The organism is Pseudomonas sp. FeS53a, assembly GCF_000931385.1.
GTDB lineage: Bacteria > Pseudomonadota > Gammaproteobacteria > Pseudomonadales > Pseudomonadaceae > Metapseudomonas > Metapseudomonas otitidis.
The window spans coordinates 75,309-96,470 of sequence record NZ_JYFT01000063.1; the positions used below are offsets into that span (position 1 = coordinate 75,309).

A 21,162-nucleotide genomic window follows, 5' to 3' on the forward strand; every position below is an offset into this window, starting at 1 on the left:
CTTTTTCGTGTTGTCTCCTGGGATGACAAGCGACGCGAAAAAAAGGGACAGCCTTCACCCGACATGGGTACGCGGCACCAGGGAGACCCAGTAGCGCGTGCGGTAGTGCACCTCCAGCGGCAGGGTGGCGGCGAGCAGTGCGAGCACGCGGTCGGTGTCGTCGAGGCGGAAGGTGCCGGTCACCGGCAGCGCCTCCAGTGCCGCGTCCCAGCGCAGCAGGCCGGGGCGGTAGCGATCCAGCTCGCGCAGCACGGTGCCGAGGGGACGGTTCTCGACGATCAGCACCCCCTGGCGCCAGTCGGGCTGCTCGGGGTCGAAGCGCGTCACCGGCGTGGTGCCTGTCGGGAGCAGGCCGGCACGCTGGCCCGCAGACAGCGCCACCACCTGCCCGGTCGCAGGGTGCAGGCGAACCGTGCCCGCTTCCACCGACACCAGGCAGCCCACCTCCAGTTGCCGCACGCAGAAGCGCGCAGCGTCGGTCAGCAGCCGGCCTTCGGCCCGCTCGACCCGCAGCGGGCCGGGGGTTTCCACGGCGATCTCGCCGGCCACCAGCTCGATGACGCCGGAGCCGAGGTTGACCGCGCTGGCGGTGTTCAGGTGCAGGCGGCCCCCACCGGGCAGGTCGACGTCGCGACGTTCACCGGTGGCGGTGCGCAGGTCCGCGCGCCAACTGGCCACGGGCGCCTGGCGGTAGGCCAGCCAGGCTGCCGGGGCGAGGGTGGCGAGGGCCAGCACCTGCTTGAGCGCACGGCGCCGGCCGAGGTCGGGGCGGTCCAGGCTGGCCAGGGCCAGGGGCGCGGGCAACCCGGCGAAGCGTTGGCGCAGCGCCTCGGCCCGTTGCCAGGCGGCTTCGTGGGCCTCGCTGAGGGCGCGCCAGTGCTGCAGCGCAGCCGCTTGCTCCGGGCCCAGCCCGCCGGCGTCCCGGAGCACCAGCCATTGCGCGGCCTCGCGGGCGATGCGCCGCGCCGGTTCCGCAGCGTGGGCGCTCACAGCTCCACCAGCAGGCAGTGCTCGTAGGCACGCGCCATGTAGCGCTTCACCGTGCGCTCGGACACCGCCAGGCGCTCGGCGATACGGGCGTAGTCCAGCCCTTCGAGCTGCGACCAGAGGAAGGCCCGGCGCACCGCCAGGGGCAGGCCGTCCAGCAGTTCGTCGAGGGCGTGCAGGGTTTCCAGCACCAGCCAGCGCTGCTCCGGCGACGGCACCTCGGCCTCGGGCAGGCAGGCCAGGGCGTCCAGGTAGGCCTGTTCGAGACTGCGGCGCTTGTGGTGATTGATCAGCAGGCGGCGGCCGATGGTGAGCAGGTAGGCGCGGGGCTCGGCCAGGGTCGGCAAGGTGCGCTGCTGGTGGGCCGCCAGCACGCGGACGAAGGTGTCCTGGGTCAGGTCGGCGGCATCCCAGGCGTTGCCCAGGCGGCGCCGCAGCCAGCCTTCGAGCCAGCTGCGGTGCTCACGGTAGAGCGAACCGGGGGTGTCGCCGGGTGCCGCTACGGCATCGGTCATACGGGGCACGCCGAAAGAGGAAAAGAATCAAATGCGAGTGATTCTATTTACTTTCAAGCGGCATTCCAATCACCGATGACGCTCAGTGGACGGCGGCTTCGAATCCGGCGCGGATCTCGTCTTCCGGGAGGTTGTCACCGATGAAGACCATCACGCTCTCGCGCGGCTCGTCCGCCTCCCATTCGCGATCCCAGTCGAAGCCGTACAGGCGCAGTACGCCCTGGAACACCAGGCGACGGGCTTCGCCGGCCACTGCGAGCACGCCCTTGTAGCGCAGCAGGGCGTTGCCGTGGCGCTCCAGCAGGCCTTCCATGAAGGCGCTGAGGCGCTCCATGTCCAGCGGCTTGTCGCTCTTGAGCACCAGGGTGCCGATGCGGTCCGGGGTGGCGGCCGGGCGCACGGGGCGCAAGGTCAGCACGGGGCCGATGTCGGCGTTGAGGTTGAAGCCGCGCACGTCCAGCAGTTCGGCCAGGTCGATGCGGCCGTGATCGACGACGCGCACCGGCGCCCGGCGGTTGATCCGCGAGAGACGCTGGCTGAGGCCTTCGAAGTGCGCTTCGTCCACCAGGTCGCGCTTGCTCACCAGGATGCGGTCGGCGAACCCCACCTGGGCCTGGGCGATGGGTTCGGCCAGGTGGCGCTCGGCATTCACGGCGTCCACCAGGGTGATGATGCCGTCCAGCACGTAGCGCTCGCAGAGGGCTTCATCGGCGAAGAAGGTCTGCGCCACGGGCGCCGGGTCGGCCAGGCCGGTGCACTCGATCACCAGGCGGTCGAAGGCCAGTTCGCCGGCATCCAGGCGCTCCAGCAGGAGGAACAGGGCCTTTTCCAGCTCGACGTGGATGGAGCAGCAGACGCAGCCGTTGGCCAGGGTCATCACCTGCACCGGCTCGTCGCCCAGCAGTTGGCCATCGATGGGCGTCTCGCTGAATTCGTTCTCGATCACCGCGATCTTCAGGCCGTGCTCGGCCTTGAGGATGTGCTTCAGGAGCGTGGTCTTGCCGGCACCGAGAAAGCCGGTGAGCACGGTGACGGGGATGGGGAGGTGTGCGGACATCAGGGCATTCCTCAATGTGGCGGTGACCTGCGCGGAAGGCAGGCCATGGGTGTTTCGGCGGTGCGCGGAGCAGAAAGAACAGCGCCACGACGAGTCGTGGCGCGTGGGTAACTATCAACCTGTCTCGCCAGGCGTCGCGAGCGCAGGCAGGTTGGTGGCGACCAGCGCGCAGGAACCGCAATGTACTCCAGTACATGAGGATTCCGAGCACTGCCCGCCTCCAAGATGCCAAGCGCAGCAGCCTGGCGGGGCAGGTTTCAGCAGCAGCGAATGGGCCGCCCCTTCCCGCCCCCGTAACGGGCTTCCTGGCGCTCCCGGAAGAACGCCTCGTAGCTCATCACCGGCTGGTCCGGGTGCTTGTTGCGCATGTGCTCGACGTAGGTGTCGTAGTCGGGCATGCCCACCAGCATCCGGGCGGCCTGCCCAAGGTACTTACCCATGCGGCTCAGGTCATTGAACATGCGCGTTCACTCCTCAGGCGTCCGGGATCGGCTGGAACGGCGTTTCCTTGTCGCTGCGCTCGGGCTTGCTCCAGGCGGCACGGCCGACCTTGAAGGCATAGAACAGCACGCTGAGCACCACGAACAGGAACAGCACGGTCAGGGTGGCGTTGGTGTAGGCGTTGAAGATGACGTGCTGCATCTGCGCCATGTCCTTGGCCGGTGCCAGCACCTGGCCGGCGGCGGCGGCGTCGCTGTACTTCTTGGCCAGGGCCAGGAAGCCGACGGCAGGGTTCGGGTCCAGCAGCTTGATCAGGCCGGCGGTGGTGGTGCAGATCAGCAGCCAGGTGGCCGGGATCAGCGTCACCCACACGTAGCGCTGGCGCTTCATCTTGATCAGCACCACGCAGCCCAGCATCAGGGCGATGCCGGCGAGCATTTGGTTGGAGATGCCGAACAGCGGCCACAGGGTGTTGATGCCGCCCAGCGGGTCGATCACGCCCTGGTACAGCAGCCAGCCCCAGAGGGCCACGCAACCGGCGGTGGCGAGCACGTTGGCGAACCAGGAGTCGGTCTTCTTCAGCGCCGGGACGAAGTTGCCCAGCAGGTCCTGCAGCATGAAGCGCCCGGCACGGGTGCCGGCGTCCACGGCAGTGAGGATGAACAGCGCCTCGAAGAGGATCGCGAAGTGGTACCAGAACGCCATGGTGTTCTCGCCCGGCAGCACCTGGTGGAGGATCTGCGCGATGCCCACGGCCAGGGTCGGCGCACCACCGGCACGGGCCAGGATGGTGTGCTCGCCGATGTCACGGGCGGTGGCTTCCAACTGCTCGGGGGTGATGGTGAAGCCCCAGCTGCTGACGGTGGCCGCCACGGCGGCGACGTCGGTGCCGACCACGGCCGGCGGGCTGTTCATGGCGAAGTACACGCCCGGCTCGATCACCGAAGCGGCGACCATGGCCATGATGGCGACGAAGGACTCCATCAGCATGCCGCCGTAGCCGATGTAGCGGGCGTGGGTCTCGCTGGCCAGCAGCTTGGGCGTGGTGCCGGAGCTGATCAGCGCGTGGAAGCCGGACACCGCACCACAGGCGATGGTGATGAACAGGAAGGGGAACAGGTTGCCCTTCCACACCGGGCCGGTGCCGTCGATGAACTGGGTCAGGGCCGGCATCTTCAGCATCGGCATGGTCACCAGGATGCCGATGGCCAGGGCGATGATGGTGCCGATCTTGAGGAAGGTGGACAGGTAGTCGCGCGGGGCGAGGATCAGCCACACCGGCAGCACGGCGGCGACGAAGCCATAGCCGATCAGCATCCAGGTGATCTGGATGCCGGTGAAGGTGAACGCCGGCCCCCAGACCGGGTCCGCGGCGACCTGGCCGCCCAGCCAGATGGAGGCCAGCAGCAGGACCACGCCGATCAGCGAGATCTCACCGATGCGGCCCGGGCGGATGTAGCGCATGTACACGCCCATGAACACCGCGATGGGGATGGTCGCCATCACCGTGAACATGCCCCAGGGGCTCTCGGCCAGGGCCTTCACCACGATCAGCGAGAGCACCGCGAGGATGATGATCATGATCAGGAAGGCGCCGAACAGCGCGATGGTGCCGGGTACCTGGCCCATCTCCTCGCGCACCAGTTCGCCCAGGGAGCGGCCGTTGCGGCGGGTGGAGATGAACAGGACCATGAAGTCCTGCACCGCACCGGCCAGCACCACCCCGGCGATCAGCCAGAGCGTGCCGGGCAGGTAGCCCATCTGCGCCGCGAGCACCGGGCCCACCAGCGGGCCGGCGCCGGCGATGGCGGCGAAGTGGTGACCGAAGAGGATGTGCTTGTTGGTCGGGACGTAGTCCAGGCCGTCGTTGTTGATCAGCGCCGGGGTGGCGCGGGTCGGATCGAGCTGCATCACCTTGCTGGCGATGAACAGGCTGTAGTAGCGGTAGGCGATCAGGTAGAGCGCCACGGCTGCCACCACGATCCACAAGGCGTTGATGGCCTCGCCGCGGCGCAACGCGACCACGCCCAAGGCACTGGCGCCGATGACGGCCAGCACTGCCCAGGGCAGGTGGCGCGCGACGCTGTTGTTATTGTTCATAGGAGACTCCCAATGGATGGACAGACGAGCTGCCGCACAAGCTTAGCCCCATCCGTCCCGATTGAGGTCTAGACATTGGTCTAGAGCCTTCCGACAACCGCGCCGGAAGACACCTTCGATGAATTTCCTTCCTCACGCAGAAAATTGCAGGAAGGGTCTGAGGACACCCGCAACGCCGCCCGTCACGCCGGCACGCGCCGCGCATGCCCCCTCACGTATCCCGCAGGCATGAAAAAGCCGGGCATCGCCCGGCTTCTTCATTGCTCCTGCCGATCAGGCCGGTTGCTTGGCGTAGCGCGCCAGCTGCTGGTCGCGGCTCATCACGTCGAGGGTGTTGGCCAGTACCTGCTCGCCGGTCACGTCGGGGGCGGAGAAGATCTGCGCGAAGTTCTCCTGGGTGATCTTGGCGAAGTGGGCACGGTCGGCCTTCTCCACGCCCAGCAGGGTGGCGTAGGCGTCCAGCGCCTCGCCCTGGCCCTGGGCCATGTCCTCGGCGATGTTGTCGAGCATGCCGTTCATGGCCAGCATCGAGCGGCCGCCATAGCCCAGCTTGACGCTGGTGTCGCACCCGTTGGTCCCGGAGGTCATACCGAAGGTGGCGTTGCCCGAGGTGCCGTTGGTGGTGGTGGCGAGGAAGTGGGGGGCCATGCCGCGCTGCCCTTCGAAGAGCATGTTGCCCCAGCCGCATCCGTTGCCGCCGGCAGCATCGGCATGAGCCGCCACGCTGCCAACACAGAGCAATCCCGCAATCAGACCTTTGACCAGCAGTCGGTTGTCCATTAGCTGCACTCCACAGGTAATCAGAAGGTGAATAGCTCATGCAGCTTTGGTGACAGGAAAGCGGCTGTCAAACCGAACGGTCAACCATCCGGCGAGCGGTCGCCGGGGATGTGAACGGGTTGGCGGGCGCCCCTTGCCGGCGCCGGGGATTGGGAGTCTAATCCGCCGCGACCGGGCCAGCAGGCCCGCCTGCCCCATCGATGACCGTCCATGACCGGCCCCCTCCGCCGCAGGATCGCGGCACTCTTCGCAGCCTTGCTGATGTTGGCCGCCTGCCGGGACGGACACTCGCCGCCGCTCGACCAGCAGCTCTACGTCTGGCAACGCCAATGGACCCCGGCCCACGCCGAGGCCCTGCGCGCCAGCCACGCCACCTTTTCCACCCTGCGCGTACTGGCCCTCCAGGCCCACCCGGGCGCCGGCTGGTCGCGGGCCCGCATCGACACCGACCTGCTGCGCCAGGACGGCCGCCCCTGGGTCGCCGTGGTGCGCCTGGACGGCCAGTTGCSGCAACTGGACAGCCAGCGCGCACGGGACGAGATCGGCAGCCTGCTGGCGGACTGGCAACGCACCGGGCTCACCCCGGTGGCCGTGGAAATCGACCACGACTGCGCCAGCGCGCGCCTGGCGGACTACGCCCTCTTCCTCGGCGAGTTGCGCGCCAGCCTGCCCACCGGCATGCAGCTCGGCATCACCGCCCTGCCCGCCTGGCTGTCGAGCCCCCGCCTGCCGGACGTGCTCGCCCAGGTCGACGGCAGCGTCCTCCAGGTGCACGGTGTCAGCGCGCCGGAGAAGGGCCTGTTCGACGAGCGCCAGGCCCTGGAATGGGCGCGCCGCTGGGATGCCGTCAGCCCCACGCCCTTCCTCCTCGCCCTGCCCGCCTACGGCGCCGGCCTGATCCGCTCCGACGAAGGCGTTCAGGTGGAGAGCGAAGCACCGCTGCCCATCGCCGGGGCGCGCCAGGAATGGATGGCCGATCCCCAACGCGTCGCCGGGCTCGTCGCCCAGTTGCGCCGCGACCCGCCCACACACCTGGCGGGCCTGATCTGGTTCCGCCTGCCCCTGCCCGGGGATCGCCGCGCCTGGCCGCTGGCGACGCTGATGGCGGTGGCCCGGGGCGAAGCACTGGCGGCCGACCTGCGCCTGGACGTGCGACGCCCGGACAACGACCCCCAGCTCAACGAACTGACCCTGGCCAACCTCGGCAATGCCCCGGCAGCGCTGCCCGCTCGCCTGCAACTGGCCGCCCATGACTGCTTCGCCCATGACGCCCTGCCGGGCTATCGCCTCGTCACGGACGACGCCGGCCTGCGCCTGGAACGCGAGGCCGGCCCCACCCTCTACCTGCAAGCGGGCCAGCGCCGAGCGCTGGGCTGGGCCCGCTGCCATGCACCTGCTCAAGGAGGACTCCATGCACAACCCTGATCGGCCCCTCGCCCGCCTGGCCCTGGCCATCGCCCTGGCCCTGGCCCTGCCGCTGGCCAACCAGGCCCTGGCCTGCGGGCCCGACTTCAGCCTGACCCTGCTGGACAACCGCGCCCGCACCCTGGCCGAGATGCCGGAGAACAACTTCGTCTTCGAAGCCACCCACCTGGCCCCGCCCATCGCCGGGCTCAAGCCGGTGAGCCAGGCCACCCTGGTGATCTATTGGGAGGCGGACAACGAGAACTACGTGCGCCAGCGGGAGTGGGTGGAGCGGGACGAACTGGGACGCGACGTCGCCCAGCGCGTCGAGCAGCTGCGTGCCCTGGATGACCCCGCCCAGGTGGAAGCCCAGGCCGGCGACCTGCCAGAAGAGCAGCGTCTCTACATCGCCGGCGCCGTAGCCTTCCGCCGTGACGGGGAAGAGGCCAGCGGCTACTTCCGCCGCCTGCTCGCCCTGCCCGCCGACCAACGCCGGGCCCGCAGCACCTGGGCGGCCTATTCCCTTGGGCGCGCACAGGCGGAAATGAGCCGCAATCTGCCCGCTTCCGACGACGTGACCACCGATGCCGGGGCCGAGCAGCGCCGGCAGGCCCACGCCCAAGCCGCCCGCGAAGCCTTCCAGCTGACCCGCCAACTGGTCCTGGACGGCTTCCCCGACCCGCTGGAACTGGCCGCCGCCAGCCTCGGGGAAGAGGCCCGCGTGGCCAAGGACGCCGGCGACTGGGGCCAGGCCATCCGCTTCTATTCCAACCAGGCGGCGCTGAACTCCAGCGTCGGCATCAGCTCCCTCAAGCTCCTCTCCAGCGAACTGGCGCAGATGCCGGTGGATCAGTTGCGCCCGCTGCTGGAGGTTCCGGAGGTCCAGCAGTTGCTGACCATCCGCCTGCTGACCCGAATCGGCTGGGACTACGAGGGCCAGACCGAGGCCGAGAAGCCCCTCGTCCAGCTGTTGCTGTCGCTGGACGAACCGGCCCTGCCCAATGCCGACCGCCTCGCCACCCTGGCCTACCAGAGCGGCCAGTACGACACCGCCCGGCGCTTGCTGGAAAAGGCCGGCGACTCGGGCCTCGCCTGGTGGATCCGCGCCAAGGTGGCACTGCACGACGGCGACATCACTACGGCCACCCAGGCCTATGCCAAGGCCTCCCAGGCCTTCCCCGAGAACGAGAGCTGGGCCTACCGGCGCGACGACGACGGCTACCTGGAAACGGTGAAGCCTCACTGCCGGGTCGACGGCGAACGCGCCGTACTCGCGCTTAAGCGCGGCGACTACCTGGACGCCCTGGACATGCTCTACCGCAGCGGCGAGATCTACTGGGAGGACACCGCCACCCTCGCCGAACGGGTGCTCACCGCAGACGAGCTGAAGGGCTTCGTCGACGCCAAGGTGCCAGCGCCCAATCCGCAGGACCAAGCCCAAGGCGACGCCTACCTGCCTCGCCCGATTGCCACCCTGCTGCGGGAGCTGCTGGGCCGTCGCCTGATGCGCGAAGGGCGCTACGACGAGGCACCGGCCTACTTCGCCACCGAGGAGCTGCGCACCATCGCCCGCGAGTACGCCCGGGCACGCCGGGAGGCGGAGAGCCGCTGGACCGACATCGGCCAGGCCGAGGCCTACTACACCGCCGCCGTCCTGGCACGCTGGCGCGGCATGGAGCTGCTGGGCTATGAGATGTCGCCGGACTTCAAGGTCTACGAAGGCAACTACTACCAGCTCCAGGTGGAACGACAGGACCCGGCCGGCTGGCTGAGCGAAGACGAAGCCAGGCGCCAGAACAGCGCACTGGCCGAGCCCAACCGCCGCTTCCACTACCGCTGGGTGGCGGCGGACCTGGCCGAACGCGCCGCCGACCGACTGCCGCACACCAGCCAGGCCTTCGCCGCTGCACTGTGTCAGGCCAGCGGGTGGCTGGAGTACCGCGATCTGGACAGCGCCCGGCGCATTTACCGCCGCTACGTGGAGAACGGTCCGTTCGTGGAGTGGGCCGGCAACTTCGGCAAGACGTGTGAAGATCCGGATTTCGAGCGGGCCAAGCCCCGCCAATGGGAAGAACGCTGGGCCGCCATCACCGCCCTGGCGCCATCCCGACGCCATGCCGCCTATGGCCTCGGCGCACTGCTGGTGGCCGGCGGCCTGCTGCTGGCCTGGCGTCGTCGTCGGGGATGAGCGGGTACTCTAGCCCTTGTCTATAGTGATCCAAACTGCCCAGGAGTCTTGAGCGATGAGCCAGAAAGAACACGAACGACGGCGCTTCCACCGGGTCGCGTTCGACGCCGTGACCGAACTGATCCAGGGCGAGCGCCAATGGCAGGCCGAACTGCAGGACATCTCCCTGAAAGGCCTGCTGCTGAGCCGCCCGAATAATTGGAACGGGGACGGGGACCAACCCTTCCAGGCGGTCATCCACCTGTCCCGGGACGCCCTGGTGCGCATGGACGTGGTCCTCACCCGGATCCACGACGATCAGCTGGGCTTCGTCTGCCAGCACATCGACCTGGACTCCATCGCCCACCTGCGCCGGCTGATGGAGCTGAACCTGGGCGACGAGACGCTGCTGGAGCGCGACCTGGCCGCCCTCGTGGACGCCTGACAGCTACTCGAACAGCGCGTCGAGCGCCTGTTCCAGGCGCGTCACCGCGATGACCCGCAAGCCGGGGGGCGCCTCTTTCGGGGCGTTCCCTTTGGGCACGATGGCCCGCTTGAAGCCATGCTTGCCCGCCTCCTTCAGGCGCTCCTGCCCGCTGGGCACCGGGCGCACCTCGCCAGACAGGCCCACCTCGCCGAACACCAGCAGGTCATGCTCCAGCGGCCGGTTGCGCAGGCTCGACATGATGGCGGCGATCAGCGCCAGATCGGAGGCCGTCTCCAGCACCTTCACCCCGCCCACCACGTTGAGGAACACATCCTGGTCGTGAGTGGGAATGCCGCCGTGGCGGTGCAGCACCGCCAGCAACATCGCCAGGCGGTTCGGGTCCAGGCCCAGGGTGACCCGGCGCGGGTTGGCCAGGTGGCTGGTGTCCACCAGCGCCTGCACCTCCACCAGCATCGGCCGCGAGCCTTCCCAGGTGGCCATCACCACGCTGCCGGGCACCGCTTCCTGGGCGCGGGTGAGGAAAATCGCCGACGGGTTGGAAACCTCCTTCAGGCCGCGATCGGTCATGCCGAACACGCCCAGCTCGTTCACCGCGCCGAAGCGGTTCTTCACCGCCCGCAGCAGGCGCAGGCGGCCGTCGGACTCGCCCTCGAAATACAGCACCGTGTCGACCATGTGCTCCAGCACGCGGGGGCCTGCCAGGGCGCCCTCCTTGGTCACGTGGCCGACCAGGAAGATCGCCGTACCGCTCTGCTTGGCATAGCGCACCAGCAGCGCGGCGCTCTCGCGCACCTGGGCCACGCCGCCGGGGGCGGACTGCAGCTGCTCGGTGAAGATGGTCTGGATGGAGTCGATCACCATCACCTTGGGCTTCTCCACCCGCGCGGTGGCGATGATGCTTTCGATGCAGGTCTCGGTCATCACCTTGAGCTTGTCCTCAGGCAGCCCGAGGCGGCGGGCGCGCATGGCGACCTGCTGCTGGGATTCCTCACCGGTGACGTAGAGCGCGGGGAAGCGGGTGGCGATGTTGCAGAGGGTCTGCAGGAGGATGGTGGACTTGCCGATGCCGGGGTCACCGCCGATCAGCACCACCGAACCATCGACCAGGCCGCCACCGAGCACCCGGTCCAGTTCGGCCGATGCGGTGGAGAAGCGCGGCATCTCCTCGACGCTGACCTCGGCCAGGGTCTTGATCTGCGCCTGGCCGCCGGCCCAGCCGGCGCGCCCGCTGGAGGACGAGGCGGCAGCCCCTTCCACCACGGTTTCCACCAGGGTGTTCCAGGCCCCGCAATCGGCACACTGGCCAGCCCATTTGGGAAAGGTCGAGCCGCACTCGGTGCAGCCGTACATGCGCTTGGCCTTGGCCATCAGCGGACTCCGTCAGAAAAACGAAGCCCGCATGATAGCGGATCACCCCTTGCAGGCGCGCCCGCAGCCGCAGCAGCCTTCCTTGCGCGGCAGGCGGGCCAGGTCCTGGGCCAGACCTTCGCGGCGCATCTGCAGGGCCTGCAGGCTGGAGCCGTCCAGCGGCTCGGTGCCGGCCTGGACGCGGGCGATGCGCTTGTCCAGCAGGTCCAGCTGCTGGCGCAGGCGGTCACGTCGTTCCTCGGCTCGGCGCGCCTCGTACTGGGCCTTGCGGTCGGATTCGGGGGTGGCGCTCGGAAGGGTGTCGTAGGCCGTCATGGCGAGTGCTCCGAAGGGGAAAGGCGGCCAGCCTAGCCAGCCGCCCCGGGCACCGCGTTGACGCCGGTCAACCGCCCTGATGGGCCCTGAGCAGCTGGGCGATTTCGTCCTTCAGGGCGACCCGCTTCATCTTCAGGCTGTGCAGTTGCAGGTCATCCAGGGCATGCCGGCCGTCCTCCACTTCGTAGATGCGCGTGTCGAGGTGGTGGTACTCGGCGGCCAGGCGGGCAAAGTGCACGTTGTGCTGGAGAAGTTCGTGCATCGTGGCGTGATCATCAGGGAATTCGCGTTCCAGGGCGTGGTGTTCGAGAGGCATGGCAAGGCTCCTTGCAAGACCGAAGCAGCAGCTAGAGGCTAGACCAGCCTGGGCGACCGGACAGCCACCTGTTTCACCGGCGTTACAGTGAACGCTCGTAACTGGGCGCCGCCTGGCGGGCGCACTAGGATGAGCGGTCGCCCCCCAGGAGAGCCCCGATGCTCGAGCTGCGCCCCACCTGCGAAGCCTGCGCCCGCGCCCTGCCGCCCGCCAGCACCGAAGCCCGCATCTGCTCCTTCGAATGCACCTTCTGCGCCGACTGCGTCGAGCGGCTGCACAACGTCTGCCCCAACTGCGGTGGCGGCTTCTACCCGCGCCCGGTGCGCCCGAAGGTGCTGCTGGGGCGCTACCCGGCAGCCGGCGTGCGGGTGCAGAAGCACCCCGATCCGCAGGTACACGAGGACTTCTGCAGGCTCTACCGCTACACCGAACCGCAACACCGGTAGGATGGCGCTGTCAGAACACTCGGTTACACTTTCAGCCCATCAGTCCAATCCCCGGGGGAAATCGCATGAGCTTGCTGTCGGAATTCAAGGCCTTCGCGGTCAAGGGCAACGTGGTCGACATGGCCGTGGGCATCATCATCGGCGCTGCATTCGGCAAGATCGTGTCCTCCTTCGTCGGCGACGTTGTCATGCCGCCGGTGGGGCTGCTGGTCGGGGGCGTGGACTTCTCCGACCTGGCCATCACCCTCAAGGCCGCCGAGGGCAACGCCCCGGCCGTGGTCCTGGCCTATGGCAAGTTCATCCAGACGGTGCTCGACTTCGTGATCGTGGCCTTCGCCATCTTCATGGGGGTCAAGGTGATCAACAAGCTCAAGCGCGAGGAAGCCGCCGCCCCCGAAGTACCGCCGGCCCCCACCAAGGACCAGGAGCTGCTCAGCGAGATCCGCGACCTGCTCAAGGCCCAGCAGAAACAGCAGCCCTGAGCAGCAGGTGAATGAAAGAACGGCGCCCGAGGGCGCCGTTCTTCATGGGGCAGGCTCAGCCCGAGCGCCGCGGGTGGCCGGGCGGCGGCTCCAGCAGCAGCCGGTTGACCCGACGCTCCTTCACCTCGATCACCTGCAGGCGCCAGCCTTCCACCTCCAGCGCGTCGCCCACCACCGGCAGGCGGTCCAGCAGGCTCATGGCCAGGCCGGCGACCGTCTGGTAGAGCTCCTGAGGACGGGGCGGGAAGCCCAGGCGCTCGTTCAGCAGGCTCAGGTTCACCGCGCCGCTGACCTTCCAGCCCGTGTCCACGGGCTCGATATCCAGGCCGTCCACCTCGCTGGCGTCCGGCAGTTCGCCGGCGATGGATTCGAGGATGTCGGTCATGGTCAGCAGGCCCTCGAAGCCGCCGAACTCGTTGACCACGAAGGCCACGTGGGTCGAGGCCTTGCGCATCTCCTCCAGGGCACTGAGCACCGAGGCGCTCTCCGGCAGGTTGGGCGGGATGCGCAGCAAGGGCTCGATCTCCGGCACCTGGCCCTGCAGCAGCGTGCGCAGCAGTTCCTTCTTGTGCACGTAGCCCAGGGGCTCGTCCACGTCCGCATCGCGGACCACCACCAGGCGCGAATAGGGCGAGCGCAGCAGCGCGTCGTGCACCGTCTCGCGGCTGTCGGCCAGGTCGATGCGCTCCACCTCCACGCGGTTGGTCATCAGGGTGCGGATGGGGCGCTCGGCCAGGCCCAGCACGCCGCTGATCATCACCCGCTCGCGGCGGTCGAAGGGCACCTGGCCACGGCCGTTGTCCTTCACCAGATCGGCGATCTCATCGCCCACCTCGTCGGCCTCCACGCCACGGCCACCCAGCAGGCGCAGCACCGCGTGGGCGGTCCGCTCGCGCAGGCCGCCGGCCTCCTCCTGGCGGCGGCGACGGCGCCAGCGCACCGTCTGGTTGGCCAGCTCGATGAGGATCGAGAAGCCGATGGCCGCGTACAGGTAGCCCTTGGGAATGTGGAAGCCCAGGCCTTCGGCGGTGAGGCTGAAGCCGATCATCATCAGGAAGCCCAGGCACAGCATGATCACCGTGGGGTGGGCGTTGACGAAGGCGGTCAGCGGCTTGCTGGCGACGATCATCAGGCCGATGGAGATCACCACCGCGATCATCATCACTTCCAGGTGCTCCACCATGCCGACGGCGGTGATCACCGCGTCCAGGGAGAACACCGCGTCGAGCACCACGATCTGCGCCACCACCGGCCAGAACAGGGCATAGGTGCGGCTGCCGGTGCTCGGCTGGGCATGGCCCTCGATGCGCTCGTGCAGCTCCACGGTGGCCTTGAACAGCAGGAACACACCGCCGAACAGCATGATCAGGTCACGGCCCGAGAAGGCGTGGCCGAAGACCTCGAACAGCGGCTCGGTCAGCGTCACCAGCCAGGAGATGCTGGCCAACAGGCCCAGGCGCATCAGCAGTGCCAGCGACAGGCCGATCAGGCGCGCGCGGTCACGCTGGTGGGGCGGCAGCTTGTCCGCGAGGATGGCGATGAACACCAGGTTGTCGATGCCCAGCACGATCTCCAGCACCACCAGGGTGAGGAGGCCCAGCCAGGCCGTGGGGTCGGCGATCCACTCCATGTCAGCCCTCCTCGCCGCAACGACGGGCAGCCGCCATCCGGTACGCCGAAGGGGCGCGGAACGGGAGGCCGAAGGGATTCACGGCAGGGAGCCGGGGAACGGGAAGGCGCGAGGCGCCGGAGAGGGAGGGGGCCGGGGGAGGCCGGGTACTGTCGCTGTCCATTGGGGTCCGATCAGAAAAAACGGACGTGCATCGTAGGACAGAACGCGGCCTTCCCCCGAGCCGTCAATTTTTACCAATCGTGACATCGGCCTCGCGGCGCCGGAACAGCGGGCGCGGCTCGATCACCGAGCGGCCGTAGAGCACGCTGAGCCCGGCCAGCCCCTTGAGGGCGTCCTCGGCGGACTTGTCGGCACGCACCGCAAAGGCGTCGAAGCCGCACTGGCGCATGTGCGCCAACTGGTCCCGCAGCACGTCCCCCACGGCGCGCAACTCGCCGGCCCAGCCGAGCCGGCTGCGCAGCAGGTAGGCCTGGCTGTAGCCCCGGCCATCGCGAAAGCTGGGGAAGTCCACGGCGATCAGCGGCAGGCTGTAGAGGCAGTCCCGCAGGGCTTCCACGTCGTCGTCCGGCTGCAACAGCAGCGCATCCTCGCTGACGCGCTCGCCCGCCAGCACGGCGGCGTCCTGCCGGGCTTGCCAGAGCGCCAGCGGCAGGATCAGCGGCCCGCCGTCCGGCAGCGCCTCGTCCGGGCGCACCAGGGTCCAGGGGTCGTCCTCGACCAGGCCGGGCACACCCTGGCGCAGGCGGATCAGGTTGTTCATGCCGGTTCCTCCTCACGGGTGTAGACCCGTGCCTTGAACGGCTCCAGGCCGATGCGGCCGAGGGTGTCGACGAAGCGCTCGTCGCCCTCGCGGTGCGCCAGGTAGGTGTCGGCGATGTGCTCGATCACCTGGGGCACTTCGGCGGCACTGAAGGACGGGCCGATCACCCGCCCCAGGGCCGCCGACATGCCCTGGGCACCGCCGAGGGTCACCTGGTACCACTCGCTGCCGCCCTTGTCGACGCCGAGGATGCCGATGTTGCCGATGTGGTGGTGGCCGCAGGCATTCATGCAGCCGGAGATGTTCAGGCTCAGCTCGCCGAGGGCCTCCAGCCGCGCCGGGTCGCGAAAGCGCGCCTGGATCGCCTGGGCGATGGGGATCGACTTGGCATTGGCCAGGGCGCAGTAGTCGCCGCCGGGGCAGGCGATGATGTCGGTCAGCAGGCCGACGTTGGGGGTCGCAAGGCCCGCCTCGCAGGCGGCCAGCCAGAGGGCGTGCAGGTCGCGCTTGGGCACGTCCGGCAGCACCAGGTTCTGCTCGTGGGCAATGCGGATCTCGCCGAAGCCGAAGCGCTCGGCCCACTCCGCCACCGCCTCCATCTGCGCGGCGGTCACGTCACCCGGCGGGGCCTCGGGACCGGGCTTGGTGGAGATCACCACCGACGCATAGCCGGGCACCTTGTGTGGTTGCAGGTTGCGGGCGCACCAGCGGGCGAAGGCCGGGTCCTCGGCCAGGCGCCGGCCATGTTCCAGGTCGGCGGCATCGAGGGTGGCGTAGGCCGGCGTGGTGAAGGAGGCCGCCACGCGGGCGTACTCCGCCTCGGTCAGCTGGGCCGGGCCGTCGCGCAGGTGCTCCCATTCGGCCTCCACCTCATGGGCGAAGGCCTCGATGCCCAGGGCCTTGACCAGGATCTTGATGCGCGCCTTGTACTTGTTGTCGCGGCGGCCGTGGCGGTTGTAGACCCGCAGCACCGCCTCGACATAGGACAGCAGGTGGCGCCAGTGCAGCCCCTCGCGGATCACCTGGGCGAGGATCGGCGTACGCCCAAGCCCGCCGCCCACCAGCACCTTGAGGCGCATCTCGCCGTCCCCGTCGCGGTACAGGTAGAGGCCGATGTCGTGCATCTGCACGGCTGCGCGGTCCTCCTCGGCGGCGCAGAGGGCGATCTTGAACTTGCGTGGCAGGAAGAGGAATTCCGGGTTCACCGTGGACCACTGGCGGAGGATCTCGGCCAGCGGGCGCGGGTCCAGCACCTCGTCGGCGGCCACCCCGGCGAAGGCCTCGGTGGTGATGTTGCGCACGCAGTTGCCGGAGGTCTGGATGGCGTGCATGTCGACATCGGCGAGGCGTTCGAGGATGTCCGGCACCCGCTCCAGGTCGATCCAGTTGAACTGGATGTTCTGCCGGGTGGTGAAGTGGCCGTAGCCCCGGTCGTACTCCCGGGCGATGAGGGCCAGGGTGCGCAGCTGGTCCGACGACAGCGTGCCGTAGGGGATGGCCACCCGCAGCATGTAGGCGTGCTTCTGCAGGTACAGGCCGTTCTGCAGGCGCAGGGGCAGGAACTCTTCCTCGCTCAGCTCGCCGCTCAGCCGCCGCGCCACCTGGTCACGGAACTGCGCGACGCGTTCGCGGACCAGGGCGCGATCGTAGTCGTCGTATCGGTACATGGGGATCCTCATCGGGCCGCCGGAGGCGGCAATCGTCCGGGTAGCCACTATGGCGAGCCACCCGGCGCAGAAACAGAATCAGATCGAAGCAGAAATCCGATATCAGATGACCCAGGCCGCCCCTGGCGTCGCCTGGGCGCAGATGGCGCTCATCTGATCTCCTAAAAGCAGCCAAAACTGAGGCTGTTTCGTCCCGCCCCGCCTTCCTAGAGTGGCGCCCCGGTCGGCAGTGCCGGCCAGCCATTCCCACTCCTGAAGGTTTTCCGCATGAAGACTGCAGAAATCGAACCCGCCTACGACTACCGGGTGGTGCGCCAGTTCGCGCTGATGACGGTGGTCTGGGGCATCGTCGGCATGGGCCTGGGGGTGTTCATCGCCGCCCAGCTGGTCTGGCCGTCCCTGAACCTCGACCTGCCCTGGACCAGCTTCGGCCGCCTGCGGCCGCTGCACACCAACCTGGTGATCTTCGCCTTCGGCGGCAGCGCGCTGTTCGCCACCAGCTACTACACCGTGCAGCGCACCTGCCAGGCGCGGCTGTTCGGCGGCAGCCTCGCCGCCTTCACCTTCTGGGGCTGGCAGGCCCTGGTGATCTGCCTGCTGGTGACCCTGCCCCAGGGCCTGACCACCACCAAGGAATACGCCGAGGTGGAATTCGCCGGGGCGGTGTGGATGGGCATCGTCTGGGTCGCCTACGCGGTGGTGTTCTTCGGCACCGTGATGAAGCGCCAGACCAAGCACATCTACGTCGGCAACTGGTTCTTCGGCGCCTTCATCCTGGTCACGGCGATGCTGCACATCGTCAACCACGTCGCCATCCCGGTGAGCTGGTTCAAGTCCTACCCGGTCTACTCCGGGGCCACCGACGCCATGGTCCAGTGGTGGTACGGCCACAACGCCGTGGGCTTCTTCCTGACCACCGGCTTCCTCGGGATGATGTACTACTTCATCCCCAAGCAGGCCGGGCGCCCGGTCTACTCCTACCGCCTGTCCATCGTGCACTTCTGGGCGCTGATCACCCTGTACATCTGGGCCGGCCCGCACCACCTGCACTACACCGCGCTGCCGGACTGGGCGCAGTCCCTGGGCATGGTGATGTCCCTGGTGCTGCTGGCCCCCAGCTGGGGCGGCATGATCAACGGCATGATGACCCTGTCGGGTGCCTGGCATAAGCTGCGCGACGACCCCATCCTGCGCTTCCTCGTGGTGTCCCTGGCCTTCTACGGCATGAGCACCTTCGAAGGCCCGATGATGGCCATCAAGACCGTCAACGCCCTCTCCCACTACACCGACTGGACCATCGGCCACGTGCACGCCGGCGCCCTCGGCTGGGTGGCGATGATCTCCATCGGCTCGCTCTACCACCTGATCCCGCGCCTCTACGGCCGCGAGCGGATGCACAGTACCGGGCTGATCAACGCGCACTTCTGGCTGGCCACCATCGGCACCGTGCTCTACATCGCCTCCATGTGGGTCAACGGCATCACCCAGGGCCTGATGTGGCGGGCGGTGAACGACGACGGCACCCTCACCTACTCCTTCGTCGAGGCGCTGGAGGCCAGCCACCCCGGCTTCATCGTGCGCTTCGTCGGTGGCCTGTTCTTCCTCAGCGGCATGCTGCTGATGGCCTGGAACACCTGGCACACCGTGCGCACCACCGACCGTGCGACGGCCCCGGCCGGCGCCACGGCCTGAGGAGCGGAGCATGGATGCCGAAACCCTGAACGTGCTGTTCGGCCTGGGCACGGTGGCCTTCTTCTTCGTCGCCGTGCAGCTCAGCCTCGGGCGCAGCCAGCGCCAGCTGGACGAGGCCACCATGCTGCCGTTCGCCGACGACGAGCCCGTGGCCCGGCGCATGGAACGCGCCACCGGGCGCAGCAGCACCGGCTGCAGCTGCCCGGGCCGCTGCGACGGCAGCTGCGCCACGCGCACCGATCTGGAGGCCTGAGGACCTCAACGAGCGCGCCGGGGCGGCCCTCTCTCCCGTCCCGGTCATGCCGGGTGGGCCGGCTTTTGCCGACTCACCCGGCTGCCGCTGGCCACAACCGAGGTGTCTTATCTACGATGCGCGACGTCTCCCGCTTCTGAATGTGCTGTTACCGCATCTAGCAACCGAGGTTTCCATGATCATCAAACCGCGCGTGCGTGGCTTCATCTGCGTCACTACCCATCCGGCCGGCTGCGAGGCCAACGTCAAGGAACAGATCCGCTACGTCGAGTCCAAGGGCCCCGTGGCCAACGGCCCGAAGAAGGTGCTGGTCATCGGTTCGTCCACCGGCTACGGCCTGGCCGCACGCATCACCGCCGCCTTCGGCGCGGGCGCCGACACCCTGGGCGTGTTCTTCGAGCGTCCGGGCAGCGAGACCAAGGCCGGCACCGCTGGCTGGTACAACTCCGCCGCCTTCGAGAAAGCCGCCCAGGCCAAGGGCCTGTACGCGCGCAGCATCAACGGCGACGCGTTCTCCGATGAGGTGAAGCGCGTCACCATCGAGACCATCAAGCAGGACCTGGGCCAGGTCGACCTGGTGGTCTACAGCCTGGCCGCCCCGCGCCGCACCCATCCCAAGACCGGCGAAGTCTTCAACTCCGTGCTCAAGCCGGTCGGCAAGACCGTCAACTTCCGTGGCCTGGACACCGACAAGGAAGTGATCAAGGAAAGCGTGATGGAGCCGGCCACCGAGGCCGAGATCGCCCACACCGTGGCGGTCATGGGCGGTGAAGACTGGCAGATGTGGATCGACGCCCTGCAGGAAGCCGGCGTGCTGGCCGACGGCGCCAAGACCACCGCCTTCACCTACCTGGGCGAAGAGATCACCCACGACCTGTACTGGAACGGCTCCATCGGAGCCGCCAAGAAGGACCTGGACCAGAAGGTCCTCGGCATCCGCGAGAAACTCGCCGCCACCGGTGGCGACGCCCGCGTCTCCGTGCTGAAGGCCGTGGTCACCCAGGCCAGCTCGGCCATCCCGATGATGCCGCTGTACCTATCGCTGCTGTTCAAGGTGATGAAGGAAAAGGGCACCCACGAAGGCTGCATCGAACAGGTCGACGGCCTGTTCCGCGAGAGCCTCTACGGCACCGAGCCACACCTGGACGCCGACGGCCGCCTGCGCGCCGACTACAAGGAACTGCAACCGGACGTGCAGGACACCGTGAAGGACCTGTGGAACAAGGTGACCAACGAGAACCTGTACCAGCTGACCGACTTCACCGGTTACAAGACCGAGTTCCTGCGCCTGTTCGGCTTCGAGATCGACGGCGTGGACTACGAGCAGGACGTGAACCCGGACGTGCAGATCCCCAACCTGATCCAGCTCTGACCGGCTTCACCGCTTCACCCACCGGCGCCCCAGGGCGCCGGTTTTCGTTTGGGCGAAACAGGAAGCCCCCACAGACCCCGGTAATCCGCTGGGTTCCGAAGTGATAAGCGACACACCCCCTACCAGTAATTCTCCACCGCCACCTGCCCCGGTCGCCGGCTCAGCGACAGGTTCATCCCCCTCGCCTTCAGCACCGCCCGGGTGTCCTCGATCATCTGCGGGTTGCCGCAGAGCATCACCCGCGAGTGCTCCGGCTCCAGCGCCAGCCCGGCTGCGCGCTCCAGTTCGCCGTTCTCGATCAGGGTGGTGATGCGCCCACCCAAGGCGCCCGGGCGGGCCTCGCGGGTGACAACGGGCAGGTAGAGGAACTTCTCGGCCACGCCTTCCAGATGCTCCAGCCCCGCCAGGCCGTGGATCAGCGGCTGGTAGGCCAGCTCCGCCGCGTGGCGCACGCTGTACACCAGCACGATGCGCTCGAAGCGCTGCCACACCTCCAGGTCCTGCAGGATCGACAGGAACGGCGCCACGCCGGTGCCGGTGGCCAGCAGCCAGAGGTCGCGGCCGTCGACGAAGCGGTCGAGGGTGAGGAAGCCGAAGGCCTGCTTGTCGACCAGCAGGGTGTCGCCCACCGCCAGCCGGCTCAGCTCGGAGGTGAACTCGCCGCCGGGCACGACGATGGAGAAGAAGTCGAGGAACTCGTCATGGGGCGCCGAGACCATCGAATAGGCCCGCCACACCGTGATGCCATCGGCCTTGGTCACGCCCAGGCGGGCGAACTGGCCGGCGCGGAAGCGAAAGCCCGGATCACGGGTGGTACGCAGGGTGAACAGGTTCTGGGTGAGGGGCCGGACCTCACGGAGGGTCTGGCGGGTGAACTTCTCGTCGCTGGCGGACATGGCACGGCTCCGGGTCGGATACCGCGCCAGTCTCGCGCAAAGCAGGCCCGGCAAACACCCGCG

22 protein-coding genes are annotated in these 21,162 nt (G+C 68.4%); 9 read left to right on the forward strand and 13 right to left on the reverse strand.

What is annotated here, in order from left to right; all coding sequences use genetic code 11:
* Positions 1 to 54 precede the first annotated feature (54 nt).
* The 6 genes from SZ55_RS20035 to SZ55_RS20060 all read right to left on the reverse strand — a co-directional run bounded on the left by SZ55_RS20035 (position 55) and on the right by SZ55_RS20060 (position 5,880).
* Positions 55 to 990, reverse strand: coding sequence for a DUF4880 domain-containing protein (locus SZ55_RS20035; protein ID WP_044410479.1), 936 nt, complete (start codon positions 988 to 990; stop codon positions 55 to 57).
* A complete protein-coding gene (locus SZ55_RS20040; RefSeq protein WP_044410482.1) occupies positions 987 to 1,502 on the reverse strand; it encodes a sigma-70 family RNA polymerase sigma factor in 516 nt (171 codons plus the stop codon). The genes SZ55_RS20035 and SZ55_RS20040 overlap by 4 nt, the downstream gene beginning before the upstream one ends.
* Before the next feature lie 82 nt (positions 1,503 to 1,584).
* On the reverse strand, positions 1,585 to 2,559 hold the full coding sequence (yjiA, locus tag SZ55_RS20045) for a GTPase (protein WP_044410485.1): 975 nt from the start codon (positions 2,557 to 2,559) through the stop codon (positions 1,585 to 1,587).
* Between the two features lie 257 nt (positions 2,560 to 2,816).
* Positions 2,817 to 3,020, reverse strand: coding sequence for a YbdD/YjiX family protein (locus tag SZ55_RS20050; protein ID WP_044410488.1), 204 nt, complete (start codon positions 3,018 to 3,020; stop codon positions 2,817 to 2,819).
* Between the two features lie 13 nt (positions 3,021 to 3,033).
* Positions 3,034 to 5,100 (reverse strand): carbon starvation CstA family protein, encoded by a 2,067-nt coding sequence (locus SZ55_RS20055; protein ID WP_044410490.1) that lies wholly within the window; start codon positions 5,098 to 5,100, stop codon positions 3,034 to 3,036.
* A 273-nt stretch (positions 5,101 to 5,373) separates the two neighbouring features.
* Positions 5,374 to 5,880, reverse strand: coding sequence for a DUF3015 domain-containing protein (locus tag SZ55_RS20060; RefSeq protein WP_044410492.1), 507 nt, complete (start codon positions 5,878 to 5,880; stop codon positions 5,374 to 5,376).
* Positions 5,881 to 6,090: 210 nt separating this feature from the next.
* On the opposite strand from SZ55_RS20060, the gene SZ55_RS20065 reads away from it, so the two are divergent.
* The 3 genes from SZ55_RS20065 to SZ55_RS20075 are packed head-to-tail and all read left to right on the forward strand — an operon-like array spanning position 6,091 to position 9,896.
* Positions 6,091 to 7,305 (forward strand): DUF3142 domain-containing protein, encoded by a 1,215-nt coding sequence (locus SZ55_RS20065; protein WP_044410495.1) that lies wholly within the window; start codon positions 6,091 to 6,093, stop codon positions 7,303 to 7,305.
* Positions 7,292 to 9,472: a hypothetical protein gene (locus tag SZ55_RS20070; protein WP_044410498.1), complete on the forward strand. Its 2,181-nt coding sequence runs from the start codon at positions 7,292 to 7,294 to the stop codon at positions 9,470 to 9,472. The genes SZ55_RS20065 and SZ55_RS20070 overlap by 14 nt, the downstream gene beginning before the upstream one ends.
* 55 nt (positions 9,473 to 9,527) lie before the next feature.
* Entirely contained in the window at positions 9,528 to 9,896 is a 369-nt protein-coding gene (locus SZ55_RS20075) for a PilZ domain-containing protein (protein WP_044410501.1), read from the forward strand.
* Positions 9,897 to 9,899: 3 nt separating this feature from the next.
* Here SZ55_RS20075 and radA read toward each other — a convergent pair whose 3' ends face one another.
* The 3 genes from radA to SZ55_RS20090 all read right to left on the reverse strand — a co-directional run bounded on the left by radA (position 9,900) and on the right by SZ55_RS20090 (position 11,898).
* On the reverse strand, positions 9,900 to 11,267 hold the full coding sequence (gene radA, locus SZ55_RS20080) for a DNA repair protein RadA (protein WP_044410504.1): 1,368 nt from the start codon (positions 11,265 to 11,267) through the stop codon (positions 9,900 to 9,902).
* A 42-nt stretch (positions 11,268 to 11,309) separates the two neighbouring features.
* Positions 11,310 to 11,582 carry a hypothetical protein gene (locus SZ55_RS20085; protein ID WP_044410508.1) on the reverse strand — a complete coding sequence of 91 codons (273 nt, stop codon included), beginning with the start codon at positions 11,580 to 11,582 and terminating at the stop codon, positions 11,310 to 11,312.
* Positions 11,583 to 11,649: 67 nt separating this feature from the next.
* Positions 11,650 to 11,898 (reverse strand): YdcH family protein, encoded by a 249-nt coding sequence (locus SZ55_RS20090; protein ID WP_044410511.1) that lies wholly within the window; start codon positions 11,896 to 11,898, stop codon positions 11,650 to 11,652.
* Positions 11,899 to 12,056: 158 nt separating this feature from the next.
* Here SZ55_RS20090 and SZ55_RS20095 point away from each other — a divergent pair, with 158 nt between their 5' ends.
* Together SZ55_RS20095 and mscL are read left to right on the forward strand one after the other, a co-directional pair.
* Positions 12,057 to 12,344, forward strand: coding sequence for a DUF1272 domain-containing protein (locus SZ55_RS20095; protein WP_044410514.1), 288 nt, complete (start codon positions 12,057 to 12,059; stop codon positions 12,342 to 12,344).
* Between the two features lie 65 nt (positions 12,345 to 12,409).
* Positions 12,410 to 12,826, forward strand: a complete 417-nt coding sequence (mscL, locus tag SZ55_RS20100) for a large-conductance mechanosensitive channel protein MscL (RefSeq protein ID WP_044410517.1) — start codon at positions 12,410 to 12,412, stop codon at positions 12,824 to 12,826.
* 55 nt (positions 12,827 to 12,881) lie between these two features.
* On the opposite strand, the gene SZ55_RS20105 is transcribed toward mscL, so the two are convergent.
* The 3 genes from SZ55_RS20105 to SZ55_RS20115 form a co-directional block, all read right to left on the reverse strand.
* The gene (locus tag SZ55_RS20105; protein ID WP_044410519.1) at positions 12,882 to 14,456 is read right to left on the reverse strand and encodes a TerC family protein; all 1,575 of its coding nucleotides are present in this window, start codon (positions 14,454 to 14,456) and stop codon (positions 12,882 to 12,884) included.
* A gap of 226 nt (positions 14,457 to 14,682) precedes the next feature.
* Complete coding sequence (locus SZ55_RS20110) at positions 14,683 to 15,219, reverse strand: DUF934 domain-containing protein (protein ID WP_044410523.1); 537 nt, start codon at positions 15,217 to 15,219, stop codon at positions 14,683 to 14,685.
* A complete protein-coding gene (locus SZ55_RS20115; protein ID WP_044410526.1) occupies positions 15,216 to 16,886 on the reverse strand; it encodes a nitrite/sulfite reductase in 1,671 nt (556 codons plus the stop codon). The genes SZ55_RS20110 and SZ55_RS20115 overlap by 4 nt, the downstream gene beginning before the upstream one ends.
* On the opposite strand from SZ55_RS20115, the gene SZ55_RS28355 reads away from it, so the two are divergent.
* The 4 genes from SZ55_RS28355 (at position 16,885) to fabV (ending at position 20,203) form a co-directional block, all read left to right on the forward strand.
* Entirely contained in the window at positions 16,885 to 17,043 is a 159-nt protein-coding gene (locus SZ55_RS28355; RefSeq protein WP_160298850.1) for a hypothetical protein, read from the forward strand. The genes SZ55_RS20115 and SZ55_RS28355 overlap by 2 nt on opposite strands.
* Before the next feature lie 110 nt (positions 17,044 to 17,153).
* Entirely contained in the window at positions 17,154 to 18,578 is a 1,425-nt protein-coding gene (gene ccoN, locus SZ55_RS20120; protein WP_044410529.1) for a cytochrome-c oxidase, cbb3-type subunit I, read from the forward strand.
* 10 nt (positions 18,579 to 18,588) lie between these two features.
* Positions 18,589 to 18,831, forward strand: a complete 243-nt coding sequence (locus tag SZ55_RS20125) for a cytochrome Cbb oxidase CcoQ (protein WP_107328859.1) — start codon at positions 18,589 to 18,591, stop codon at positions 18,829 to 18,831.
* 175 nt (positions 18,832 to 19,006) lie between these two features.
* Positions 19,007 to 20,203 (forward strand): enoyl-ACP reductase FabV, encoded by a 1,197-nt coding sequence (fabV, locus tag SZ55_RS20130; protein ID WP_044410532.1) that lies wholly within the window; start codon positions 19,007 to 19,009, stop codon positions 20,201 to 20,203.
* 119 nt (positions 20,204 to 20,322) lie between these two features.
* Here the strand turns inward: fabV and SZ55_RS20135 are convergent, their stop codons facing one another.
* Complete coding sequence (locus tag SZ55_RS20135) at positions 20,323 to 21,099, reverse strand: ferredoxin--NADP reductase (RefSeq protein WP_044410535.1); 777 nt, start codon at positions 21,097 to 21,099, stop codon at positions 20,323 to 20,325.
* Between the last annotated feature and the right edge of the window lie 63 nt (positions 21,100 to 21,162).

Excerpts from the sequence above, each read along its gene's own strand:
- SZ55_RS20040 (WP_044410482.1), bottom strand. The coding sequence starts at position 1,502 with ATGACCGATGCCGTAGCGGCACCCGGCGACACCCCCGGTTCGCTCTAC.
- yjiA (WP_044410485.1), bottom strand. The coding sequence starts at position 2,559 with ATGTCCGCACACCTCCCCATCCCCGTCACCGTGCTCACCGGCTTTCTC.
- SZ55_RS20050 (WP_044410488.1), bottom strand. The coding sequence starts at position 3,020 with ATGTTCAATGACCTGAGCCGCATGGGTAAGTACCTTGGGCAGGCCGCC.
- SZ55_RS20055 (WP_044410490.1), bottom strand. The coding sequence starts at position 5,100 with ATGAACAATAACAACAGCGTCGCGCGCCACCTGCCCTGGGCAGTGCTG.
- SZ55_RS20060 (WP_044410492.1), bottom strand. The coding sequence starts at position 5,880 with ATGGACAACCGACTGCTGGTCAAAGGTCTGATTGCGGGATTGCTCTGT.
- SZ55_RS20070 (WP_044410498.1), top strand. The coding sequence starts at position 7,292 with ATGCACAACCCTGATCGGCCCCTCGCCCGCCTGGCCCTGGCCATCGCC.
- SZ55_RS20075 (WP_044410501.1), top strand. The coding sequence starts at position 9,528 with ATGAGCCAGAAAGAACACGAACGACGGCGCTTCCACCGGGTCGCGTTC.
- radA (WP_044410504.1), bottom strand. The coding sequence starts at position 11,267 with ATGGCCAAGGCCAAGCGCATGTACGGCTGCACCGAGTGCGGCTCGACC.
- SZ55_RS20085 (WP_044410508.1), bottom strand. The coding sequence starts at position 11,582 with ATGACGGCCTACGACACCCTTCCGAGCGCCACCCCCGAATCCGACCGC.
- SZ55_RS20090 (WP_044410511.1), bottom strand. The coding sequence starts at position 11,898 with ATGCCTCTCGAACACCACGCCCTGGAACGCGAATTCCCTGATGATCAC.
- SZ55_RS20095 (WP_044410514.1), top strand. The coding sequence starts at position 12,057 with ATGCTCGAGCTGCGCCCCACCTGCGAAGCCTGCGCCCGCGCCCTGCCG.
- mscL (WP_044410517.1), top strand. The coding sequence starts at position 12,410 with ATGAGCTTGCTGTCGGAATTCAAGGCCTTCGCGGTCAAGGGCAACGTG.
- SZ55_RS20105 (WP_044410519.1), bottom strand. The coding sequence starts at position 14,456 with ATGGAGTGGATCGCCGACCCCACGGCCTGGCTGGGCCTCCTCACCCTG.
- SZ55_RS20110 (WP_044410523.1), bottom strand. The coding sequence starts at position 15,219 with ATGAACAACCTGATCCGCCTGCGCCAGGGTGTGCCCGGCCTGGTCGAG.
- SZ55_RS28355 (WP_160298850.1), top strand. The coding sequence starts at position 16,885 with ATGGGGATCCTCATCGGGCCGCCGGAGGCGGCAATCGTCCGGGTAGCC.
- SZ55_RS20115 (WP_044410526.1), bottom strand. The coding sequence starts at position 16,886 with ATGTACCGATACGACGACTACGATCGCGCCCTGGTCCGCGAACGCGTC.
- ccoN (WP_044410529.1), top strand. The coding sequence starts at position 17,154 with ATGAAGACTGCAGAAATCGAACCCGCCTACGACTACCGGGTGGTGCGC.
- SZ55_RS20125 (WP_107328859.1), top strand. The coding sequence starts at position 18,589 with ATGGATGCCGAAACCCTGAACGTGCTGTTCGGCCTGGGCACGGTGGCC.
- fabV (WP_044410532.1), top strand. The coding sequence starts at position 19,007 with ATGATCATCAAACCGCGCGTGCGTGGCTTCATCTGCGTCACTACCCAT.
- SZ55_RS20135 (WP_044410535.1), bottom strand. The coding sequence starts at position 21,099 with ATGTCCGCCAGCGACGAGAAGTTCACCCGCCAGACCCTCCGTGAGGTC.